Below are 10,448 nucleotides of genomic sequence, written 5' to 3'. Positions count from 1 at the left end.
GGTGCTGCACCGGGAGCCGCTGCAGTTCGACTACGTCCACCTGGCCCAGCGCAACTACTCGTGATCCTCCTGGTCGGCCGCCACCCGTCGCCCCGGTGTGGGGCGGTACGGTGGCGGCCGGCGACGGGGCTGTCAGGGGCGGCCAGCACACGTCCCACCGGGTGAGCCCGGGCGGCCGCGGGCACGTCCCGTCCGGAGCAGCCAGTGGCCGCCGGCCGCTCCGGACGCGCCCCTCCCCCGCTTCCCGCCATCAGTCTTCCCCGCGCCACAGGCGGCGCGATCATGGACGTCCGCGCGCCGCGCGACGAGCCCACAGCACTCGAAGGAGCCCCGACCGTGAACCTCACCCTTCGGATCTGGCGGCAGCGCGGCCCGGAGGACCGCGGTGCCATGGTCACCTACGACCTGCCCGACGTCAGCCCGGACATGTCCTTCCTCGAGATGCTCGACGTGCTCAACGAGCGGCTCATCCTCGAGGGCGACGAGCCGGTGGCCTTCGACCACGACTGCCGCGAGGGCATCTGCGGCGCGTGCGGAGTGGTCATCAACGGCCAGGCGCACGGCCCGCGTGACCGCACCACGACCTGCCAGCTCCACATGCGCTCGTTCAACGACGGCGACGTCATCGACGTCGAGCCGTGGCGGGCCGGCGCCTTCCCGGTCGTGCGGGACCTGGTCGTCGACCGCTCCAGCTTCGACCGCATCATCGGCGCCGGCGGCTACATCTCGGTGGTCACCGGCAGCGCGCCCGAGGCGCACTCGACGCCGGTGCCCAAGCCCGTCGCCGACGCCGCGTTCGACAACGCGACCTGCATCGGCTGCGGTGCCTGCGTGGCGGCGTGCCCGAACGGGTCGTCGATGCTGTTCACCTCGGCCAAGGTCACCCATCTCAACCTGCTGCCCCAGGGCGCCCCGGAGCGCGAGACCCGGGTCCGCAACATGGTCGAGGCCATGGACGCCGAGGGCTTCGGCGGCTGCACCAACACCGGTGAGTGCACCGTGGCCTGCCCGAAGGGCATCCCGCTGACGAGCATCGGGAACCTGAACCGCGAGTACCTGCGGGCCGTCACCCGACGGTAGCCGCCGTCCCGCCCACACCGCGCCGCCCGCCCGACACCCGCCCGCCTGCGCCACTCGACGCCGGCCGCCCCGCCACCTGGCGGGGTGGCCCGCAGGTGCCCGGTTGGTGGCTGTTTCGGCGGCCGGAGGGCTGAACGGCCCACGGGCGGGAACATCTTCGGTCGTGGACCCTCGTCCCGCGCATGTCATCTCCTCCGCCCCCAGGGCACGCTCCGCAGGGCCACGCCCCGACCACGTGGCCGTCGTCGGCGGCGGCATGGTCGGGCTCTGTGTGGCCTGGTTCCTCCAGGAACGCGGGGTCGGCGTCACCGTCCTCGAACGCGACCGGGTGACGCCCGGTCCGGTCTGGGGCGGGGCCGGCGCGTCCTGGGGCAGCGCGGGCTGGCTCACCCCGGGGCTGGCCACGCCCCTGCCGGAACCGGCCGTGCTGCGCTATGGCCTGCGGATGCTGCTCCGGCCGGACAGCCCCGTCTACCTGCCGCCGGCGGCCGACCCGGCGCTCGGCCGCTTCCTCGCCGGCTTTGTCGCGCACAGTACGCACGACCGGTGGCGGGCGGCGATGCGGGCGCTGTCCCCGCTGACCCGGCGCAGCCTGGACACCTTCGACGACCTCGCGGACGGCGGGGTGGCCGCGCCGACCCGGGCCGCCGCCCCGTTCCTGGCCTGCTACCGCGACCAGCGCGGCGCCGACGCGCTGCTCGCCGAGCTCGACGACGTCCGGGCCTGCGGCCAGCCGGTGGACGCGGTCGCGCTTGATCCACTGACCGCGCGGGACCTCGCTCCCCTGCTCTCCGACCAGATCACCCACGTCGTCCAGGTACACGGGCAGCGCTACTGCGACCCGGGCCGGTTCGTCGCCGCGCTGGCGGACGCGGTGCGCGAGCGCGGCGGGATCATCCGGGAGGGAGTCGGCGTCGACAAGGTCATCGACCTGGGCTCCCGGGTGGTGCTCGCGCTGGCCGACCACACCGAGCCACCTGTGCACTTCGATGCGGTGGTGCTGGCGACCGGCGCCTGGCTGCCCCGGCTGGCGGCCCGTTACGGGGTGCGGTCGACGGTGCAGGCCGGCCGCGGCTACTCGTTCACCGCCGCGGTGGAGAAGCCGCCCACCGGGCCGATCTACTTCCCGGCCTCCCGGGTGGCCTGCACCCCGATCGGGGACGGCCTGCGGATCGCCGGGATGATGGAGTTCCGCCGTCCCGACGCCGCGCCGGACCCGCGCCGCGTCGACGCGATCGCCGCGGCCGCGGGCGAGCTGCTGCGCGGGGTCGACCTGCGCTCGCGGACACTGGAGTGGGTGGGCCCGCGCCCGTGCACGCCGGACGGGCTACCGCTCGTCGGGCCGACGTCCTCACCGCGGGTGCACGTGGCTGGCGGCCACGGGATGTGGGGCATCACCCTGGGCCCGATCACCGGGCGGCTGGTGGCTGAGGCGCTGGTCGACGGGCGGACACCGCCCGAGCTGGCCCCGTTCGACCCGCTGCGCCGCCCGACCCCCTATCCCCGTCCAACCAGCTGGGCCCGCCCCGCCGCTTCGGCCCGGCGACACCGGTAGCGGCCATCGGCGGGGCTCGGTTCGCGACGGAACGGCGACGGGCCGCCCGCGAGATTCACGCGAGCGGCCCGAGCCGTTCACAGGTGGTGCCGGATCACCTCTTCCCCCACGGTGCCGGACCACACTTCCTCAGCCTGGACGGGTCAGCCCTGCATCCGGCCGGTGAGGCGGCGACGGCGAGCGGCTACCCGCAGCAGCACACCGCCGCCGAGCAGCGCGACGGCGATGGAGGCCATGGCACCGGTCTCGACACCGGTGAAGGGCAGCGCCCCACCGCCCGCACCGCCCGCACCGACACCGCCGACACCGCCGACACCGCCGACACCGCCGACACCGACCACACCACCGGCGATGATGCAGTCACCGTTGCCGTCCTTGTCGTTCCAGCCGTCCTTGTCGTCCCGGACAGCCTTGTCGTTCCAGCCGTCCTTGTCGTTCCAGCCGTCCTTGTCGTTCCAGCCGTCCTTGTCGTTCCAGCCGTCCTTGTCGTCCCGGACAGCCTTGTCGTTCCAGCCGTCGGCCAGTGGTGCGGCCAGGCCGTCGCGGTGCTCACCGAACCTGTCGTCCCTGACACCGTCGATCTTGTCATCCCTGACACCGTCGACCTTGCCGCGGTCCTTGTCGAAGCCGTCACCGAAGCAGGAGCGGTTCTTGTCATGGTCCCTGTCGAAGCCGTCGACGCCCCAACGGACCCAATCGCCGATCCAGCTCCCGACCAGGGCCGGGTCGAAGGGCAGACCGGTGATGCCGCGCTCACCGATCCCGATGACCAGCACCGAGGCGGTGACGATGCGCTCGCCCGCCACGCCCACCGGCCAGTCCTTGTCCTTGTCCTTGTCCAGCACGCTGAGACCGGTCGGCACAGGCGGCTCGGTCACGGCCGCTGCGGCATCCGGGACCACCGGCTCGGTCACGGCTGCCGGCGCACCGGGTACACCCGGCACCGCCGGGTCAGCCGCGGCGACATCCGGCGCCACCGGCTCGGTCGCGGCCGGCGGCGCATCCGGGAGGACCGGCCCGCCGAAGTCGTCCAGCAGTCCCGGCTCACCAGGCACGTCCGACAGCCCCAAATCATCGGGCGGCGGGTCCACCGGCGCCGGCAGCACCGGTCCAACAGGCGGATATGGCGTGCCGGGGCCAGTCTGGCTGGTACCGACTGCGGTGATCGTCTGGACACCCGCGGTAGAGAAGGTGAGGTTGATGCCGAACAAGCCGTCGTCGTCGACGGAGGCATCGTCCCGGTAGATTCCGTTGACCTCGACTCTCACCGATGTCGACGGCTCGAAGCCGCATCCGCTGAAATGGATCGGCTCGCCCACCAGGACGACCGAGCTGCTGACGCTACCTTCCCCGGTCGGTCCGAAGCAGCCGCCAGGCCCTTCGTCGTCGATCGCCGCCGCTGGTGAAGCCGGCAGCGCGGCGAGCGCCAGCCCGCCGCCCGCCAGCAGCGCGACGCCGAGAGTTCGGAACTTCATTCAGACACTCTCCCTGAGCATGATCCGTTCAAGCCGTTGGATAATTGACTACGGGGAGACTACAGAGAGTCACTCTCAGCGTCCAGAACGCTCCGCGCTCACTTTCCAACTCTCTGCGACCATGATGAGGTGACGGGTAGCCCCTGTACCACCAGCCGCTCGGGAAACGGCAGAGGCTGGCCACGAACGGCGAGTGTCGGGCCAGCCACCGGTTCGAGGACGCGCACCTGCAGCGTCCGCGTCTGGCCCCGGTCGACCGTCAGATACGTCGACAGGACGGGATGGCCGCGCTCCTCACCCGACGTCAGCGCGACCGGCCTGCCGTCGAGGCGCGCGTCGACGAACCAGCTCCCGCGCCCGGTGTAGAGGGAGAACCACAGGTTGTTCTGAGCTTCTTCGTTCCGCCGCCCAGGGCCGTCGAGGTCCGCGCGGTTGCGGACGTAGTCACTCAGACCCACCGGCGCGGCGTTCGTCAGCCGCACAGTGATCGTCGCGTGTCCGGTCCCGTCGGGCTGGCGCTCCATGCGGTAGGTGGTGCTGCGCCGCAGCCAGTAGTCGAGCTTGCTCGCCGTGGCGTTCTGCGTGACGACCCCGAGGAACGGGCCGGATGTCTCCGGCAGCGCTCCACCGAGCGCGGTCGACAAAAGCAACTCCTGTTCATCGGCGTGGTTGCTTGACACCAGGAGCCGGCCCTCGCGCGCCGCGCGAGCCATCGCCCGGAGAAGGTTCTCCGTACCGCCCGCGGCACCCGCGTCCGACACGACCGCCTCGTAGACCGCCTCGCCGACCGCGGCGAAGAAGTCGTCCCGCGCCGCGACGTCGTCGATCTCCTGGTAGGCCCGGGACTCGACCAGCTCGACGATTTCTCCAGCCGTGATCACCCGCCCGTCGGGCAGGACGGCCGGGCGGGTGGCCGCCAGCAGGTAGGACAGCGTGGTGGGGTCAATGCTGATCGTCCCGTCGACCGCCGTCCCGGTGCCGGCGCGGTACAGCTGGGAGTAGAGCCGCCCCGCGCTCGGGTAGTCCGGGGTGAGGTTGACGTTCGCCCACACCCTGGCCGGCCAGAAGGCCCCGTAGCGTGCCGCGAACTCGGGTGACAGCGCGGTTACCGGCCGAGACTGGGTCGACCCGCCGGGCAGCGCGCCGTTGCCGGAGATGTCGTCGAGCTCCAGTCTGCCGCCGGTGGCCGTCAGCACGCCGAACCCGCCGATGATGCCGCCGTTCGCCCGCGACTCGGCCGGGTTCTGCACCACGAGCAGGTAGCGGCGGGGACCGTCCGCACCGAGGATCCCCGGGCCCAGCCGGGTGGCGAGGACCAACGTGTCGAGCGCGCCGTGCAGCCGGGAGCCGGTGGCGACCGCCTCCTCCCGGGCCTCGTCGAGGCCGGCCGCGCCGCCGAGCCACCCGCAGCCGGAGACCCGCCGGGCCGCTGCCTCGAACGATTCGACGGCCGCCCGGGCCCGCGCGGCGGGCGCTCGCGCCGCGGCAAGCGCCCCGACGTTCACCGCCATCCCCGACCGCAGGCTGGACGGGGCCAGCCGGTCCCCCAGCTCGGCGACCGGCGGCAGCGCGCCGGCGGCCACATCGTGGAGCGCGGCGGCGAGGGCCGCGCTGGAGCGCAACGGGCAGCCCGCCAGCGGCACACGCCCGGCCAGCGACCACAGCGGGTCGGCGGTGAGCGCGCGGGCCGACTCGGTCTGCGCGGTGATCTCGTCGACGGCCCGGCGCAGCTCGGCCCCCGCGGGAACCTCCCCGCTCGTGACGGCGGCCTGCAGCCGGGAGATCTGTGCCCGGGCGGCCTCCAGGTGCGACCGCGCGAGCAGGCCGCGCACGACGATCCAGGTGCCGGCCATCAGCAGGACGACCAGCAGCAGCGCGCCGCCCGCCACAATCCTCCGGTCCGGTCGCCACTCCCGCCGCGGCGACGGGCTGGTGCCGCCGTCGCCCGGCCGCACCTTTCCCCCGGCCGGCAGCTCATTCCCCCCGGCCGGCTGCTCCGGCACCCCAGCCGGCTGTTCCCCCTGGCCGGCCGGTCGTTCCGCTTCCCCCGTCGGCCGCTGCGTCACCGACCTGTCGAACCGTCGGAACCGCGGTCGGACGTGCCCGCGCCATAGGCGAGCGGCGCGGTGTGGTCCCCCGGTTCGCGCTGCGCGGCGATCTCGACGACCGGCGGGTTCGCACCGGCCTCGGTGGCCTGATCAGATGCCTGCTGCGCCGAGCCCGAAGGCCCCGGCGAGCCAGAGTCGGGCGCCGTGGCGCCCTGCTGCTGCCGCGTGCCCTGCCGTGCGGTGGCCGATCGCTTCGCCGCCGGCGCCGCCGCCGATCCCGGGGCGGATACTCCCGGCCCACCACCCGCGGACACGGTGCCCGCGGGCACCGGCCCGGCCGGGTCCGGGCCGGTGACGGGCGTGCTCTCCGACCCGTGTGGGGCGGCCGCGCGGCTGGCAGGCGGCGCGGCAGCCGCCCGCGCCGCGCTCCGGGCGGCCGAGCTCGATCCCAGCCGGGCCCCGGCCCGCGAGCCCGTCCGGCCGACCTCGGCCGCGGCCTTGCGGGCGCCCGTGGCGGGCTTCACGGGTGCCGCCGACGCGGAGGCGCCCTGGGCCGCGGACCCGGTGGGCGAGGCGTTCCCCGGGCGGGACACCGAACGCTGCCAGGCCGGCCGGCCGGGAGACGACGTCACGGGGGAAGAGGCGGAGACAGCGGCGGAGGCCGGCCTGGCGGTCGCCGCGGATCGGCCGCCGGCCGGGCGCAGGCCGCGGTCGGGGGCGGCTGGAGTGCGAGCCCAGTTCAGCCCGGGTGCGCGCGCGTGCCGGGCGCGCGGCGCGTAGCTCTCGTACCGCCCGTAGTAGTACCCCTTGGCTGGCACCATGTTGAGAACCGTTCCGATTATCCGCGCGTCGACCGCCCGCAGGGCCTCCGCGGCCCGGCGCAGCTGCTCGCGCCGTGTCCGGCCCACCCGGGCGACCAGCAGGGCGCCGTCCACCCGGGTCGCCAGCACGGCGGCGTCGGTCACGGGCAGCAGCGGCGGCGCGTCGATCAGGACGATGTCGAAGCGGGAGTGGAGCACCTCGATCAGGTCGGACATGTTGCGGGACCCGAGCAGCTCGCTCGGGTTCGGCGGGATCGGGCCGCTCGGCAGCACCTCGACCCGGCCGTCGCCGACCCGGCCCTCGCCCCAGGGCTGGAGCACGTCGTCGAGGTCGGCCGCGCCGATCAGCACCGAGGTCAGCCCGGCCGCGGACTCGATGCCCAGGTACTCACCGAAGGAAGGCCGCCGCAGATCGCCCTCGACCAGGCAAACCCGGGCGCCACCCTGCGCCAGGGTGATTGCAATATTGCAGACCGTGGTGGTCTTGCCCTCCCCCGGCACCGAGCTGCTGACGAGGATCGACCGGGGGGCGGTGTCGACGTCCACGAACTGCAGGTTGGTGCGGAGCTGGCGGAAGGACTCGGCGCGCGGCGAGTGCGGGTCCGCGTGGATTATCAGCGGCCGCCGCCCGGAGCTCGAGTCATAGTTGATCATTGCCAGGTTCGGCAGCCCGGTGACGCTGTTGGCGTCCGCCTCTCCGGTGACGCTGGTGTCGAGGCGGTGCCGGAGGAACGCGGCGCCGATGCTGATCAGCAGGCCCAGCAGCACGCCGAGCGCGATGTTGCGCACGGGCTGCGGGGAGACCGGAGTGGTGGGAAGCTTGGCGTGCTCCCACACGCTGACCCGCACCGACGGCGGCTCGTCCGCGGCCGGCCGCTCGATCCGGGCGACGGCTTCGGAGAACGTCTCTCCGACCGCGTCCGCGATCGACCGCGCGCGGGCCGGATCGGCGTCGCGCACGACGGCGCGCAGCAGGACGGTGTCCGGGACGGTCTGCGCCTGGATGTGCCCACGCAGATCGGACGGGCTGTCGTCCAGCTTCAGCCGCTCGATGACCGCCGCGGCCACCCGCTCGCTGGCGACGAGGTTGGCGTAGGACTTGACCCGCTGTTGGGACAGCAGGCCGCCCTGGTAGGCGGTAGCCGCGCCCTCGCTGTCGTCCGAGGACGACACGACCATGGTCACCGTGGCCGCGTAGATCCTGGCCGCCCGCCAGTTCGCCGTCGCCGCGAGCAGACCTCCCAGCAGGACGCAGGTCAGCACAAGCAACCAGCTTCGACGCAGGACGCGCACGTAGTCGCGCAGTTCCACTCGCCGACCACCCTCCCGGGACCTCTCCCGAACACTCACCGTGACACTCAACAGACGCAACGTACCGTACTGGTAGTCGTCCATTTACGCACAGTGGCAATTACTCTATGACCTCATGTGGAGACGTAGAGTAGACGGATCGCGTCACGGTCTGTGGACGACAGCGGTCGCACGGCGCGTGTCGCGCCTAAATCTCCGTCAGCGGGTCGGGCTCCAGATCGTCCTGGACGTCTGTGCGCTCGTACTCGGGTTTACCGCCGCCCAGGTCGGCCGGCTCGATCTCGACCCGGCCGCGCTGGCCGACCCGAGCTTCTGGGTCATAGTCTTCCTGGCCGCCTGCCTGCTCCACTTCCTGGGCACGGCGCTGCACCTCTACCTGGGCCGGTACCGGTTCGGCGGGTTCGAGGAGGTGCTGGGCATCCTGGTCGCGGTGACCCTCACCGTCCTCGGGGTGCTCGTCGTGGTGCTGGTGTTCGGCGCGCCCCGGCCGATTCCGCTCAGCGTGCCGCCACTCGGAGGGGCGGTGACCCTGGTGCTGATGTTCGGCGTCCGTTACCTGTGGAGGCTGACGGAGGAGCGGCTGCGTCGGCCGGCCCCGGACGCGGCCGAGCCCCTGATCGTCTTCGGCGCGGGCGACGGCGGGCAGATGGTGCTGACCGCGATGCTGCGCACGCGGAGCAGCCCGTACTACCCGGTCGCGCTGCTCGACGACGACCCTCGGACCTGGAACCTGCAGCTGTCCGGGGTGCGGGTCCGCGGCGGCCGGGACGCGATCGCCGGCGTCGCCGCCGCCACCGGCGCGCGCACCCTGCTCGTCGCGATCCCGAGCGCGGACGCAGCGCTGCTACGGGAGATCAACGCGCTCGCCGAGCCGGCAGGGCTGGCAGTCAAGGTGCTCCCCCGCGTCGTCGACCTGGTGGACGGCACCGTCGGCGTCGCGGACATCCGCGATCTCGACCTGACCGACCTGCTCGGCCGCCGGCAGGTCCAGACCGACATGACGGTGGCGGAGCAGTACCTCACCGGCCGCCGGGTCCTCGTGACCGGCGCCGGCGGGTCGATCGGTTCCGAACTGTGCCGGCAGATCCACACCTTCGGACCGGCCGAACTGATCATGCTCGACCGGGACGAGTCGGCGCTGAGAGCCGTCCAGCTCTCCCTGTGCGGGCGGGCAATGCTTGACGACGACACCATCGTCCTCGGTGACATCCGCGACACCGAGCTGATGGCCGCGCTGTTCGCCGCGCGCCGGCCCGAGGTGGTCTTCCACGCCGCGGCGCTCAAGCACCTCCCGCTGCTGGAGCGCTTCCCGGGCGAGTCGGTGAAGACGAACCTGTGGGGGACGCTGTCCGTACTCGAGGCCGCGGCCGCCTGCGGGGTGCGGCGACTCGTCAACATCTCGACCGACAAGGCCGCCAACCCGACCAGCGTGCTGGGCCACTCCAAGCGGATCACCGAGCGCCTCACCGCCCACGTCGCGGCCCGGGCGCCGGGCGTGCTGGTCAGCGTCCGCTTCGGCAACGTGCTCGGCAGCAACGGCTCGGTGCTGACCGTCTTCACCAGCCAGCTCGCCGCAGGCGGGCCGCTGACGGTCACCGACCCGGAGGTCACCCGCTACTTCATGACCATCCAGGAGGCCGTCCAGCTGGTCCTGCAGGCCGGGGCGCTCGGCTCGGCCGGCGAGGCGCTCGTGCTCGACATGGGGGAACCCGTCCGCATCGCGGACGTCGCCCGCCGCATCGCGGCCCGCGCGCCCGCGCCGGTCGACATCGTCTACACCGGGCTCGGCGCGGGCGAGAAGCTGCACGAGGAGCTGCTCGGCGCGGGCGAGCAGGACTGCCGGCCACGGCATCCGCTGATCTCGCAGGTGCCGGTGCCGCCGCTGGACCCGGCGGCGGTCCGCGCCATCAACCCGTACGCGGCACCGGATCTGACCCGGGCCGTGCTGGCCCGGCTGGCCGCCGACCAGCCCACGCCGAGCCTACCGAGCCAGCCCGGCCCGACCGAGGCGCGGATCGGGTGGCCCCCCCCACCCCGGGCCCGGGCGGCACCCCGGGCCCCCCCGCCCCCCCCCCCCCCCCCACCCCCCCCGGCCCGAAGGGCCCGCCCGGCCGGCCGCCCCGCCCACCGCGCCCACCGCGCCCGCGCGGGCCGGGGC

General features: G+C 73.7%; 6 protein-coding genes. 3 read left to right on the top strand and 3 right to left on the bottom strand.

The window, feature by feature from the left end:
• Positions 1-336: 336 nt before the first annotated feature.
• Both MXD62_RS28035 and MXD62_RS28030 read left to right on the top strand, forming a co-directional pair.
• Positions 337-1,080 (top strand): succinate dehydrogenase/fumarate reductase iron-sulfur subunit, encoded by a 744-nt coding sequence (locus MXD62_RS28035; RefSeq protein WP_248832390.1) that lies wholly within the window; start codon positions 337-339, stop codon positions 1,078-1,080.
• A gap of 235 nt (positions 1,081-1,315) precedes the next feature.
• A complete protein-coding gene (locus MXD62_RS28030) occupies positions 1,316-2,635 on the top strand; it encodes an FAD-binding oxidoreductase (RefSeq protein ID WP_248832391.1) in 1,320 nt (439 codons plus the stop codon).
• Positions 2,636-2,778: 143 nt separating this feature from the next.
• Here MXD62_RS28030 and MXD62_RS28025 read toward each other — a convergent pair whose 3' ends face one another.
• The 3 genes from MXD62_RS28025 to MXD62_RS28015 all read right to left on the bottom strand — a co-directional run bounded on the left by MXD62_RS28025 (position 2,779) and on the right by MXD62_RS28015 (position 8,290).
• Positions 2,779-4,110 carry a hypothetical protein gene (locus tag MXD62_RS28025; protein WP_248832389.1) on the bottom strand — a complete coding sequence of 444 codons (1,332 nt, stop codon included), beginning with the start codon at positions 4,108-4,110 and terminating at the stop codon, positions 2,779-2,781.
• Between the two features lie 98 nt (positions 4,111-4,208).
• On the bottom strand, positions 4,209-6,113 hold the full coding sequence (locus MXD62_RS28020; protein ID WP_248832388.1) for a DUF4012 domain-containing protein: 1,905 nt from the start codon (positions 6,111-6,113) through the stop codon (positions 4,209-4,211).
• A gap of 59 nt (positions 6,114-6,172) precedes the next feature.
• A complete protein-coding gene (locus MXD62_RS28015; RefSeq protein WP_248832387.1) occupies positions 6,173-8,290 on the bottom strand; it encodes a polysaccharide biosynthesis tyrosine autokinase in 2,118 nt (705 codons plus the stop codon).
• A gap of 115 nt (positions 8,291-8,405) precedes the next feature.
• On the opposite strand from MXD62_RS28015, the gene MXD62_RS28010 reads away from it, so the two are divergent.
• Positions 8,406-10,448: nucleoside-diphosphate sugar epimerase/dehydratase (locus MXD62_RS28010; RefSeq protein ID WP_248832386.1), on the top strand; the 2,043-nt coding region annotated here is incomplete at its 3' end.

The organism is Frankia sp. Mgl5, from assembly GCF_023242985.1.
In the GTDB taxonomy this organism is placed as follows: Bacteria; Actinomycetota; Actinomycetes; order Frankiales; family Frankiaceae; genus Parafrankia; species Parafrankia soli.
This window is presented reverse-complemented; position numbering and strand designations above follow the sequence as displayed.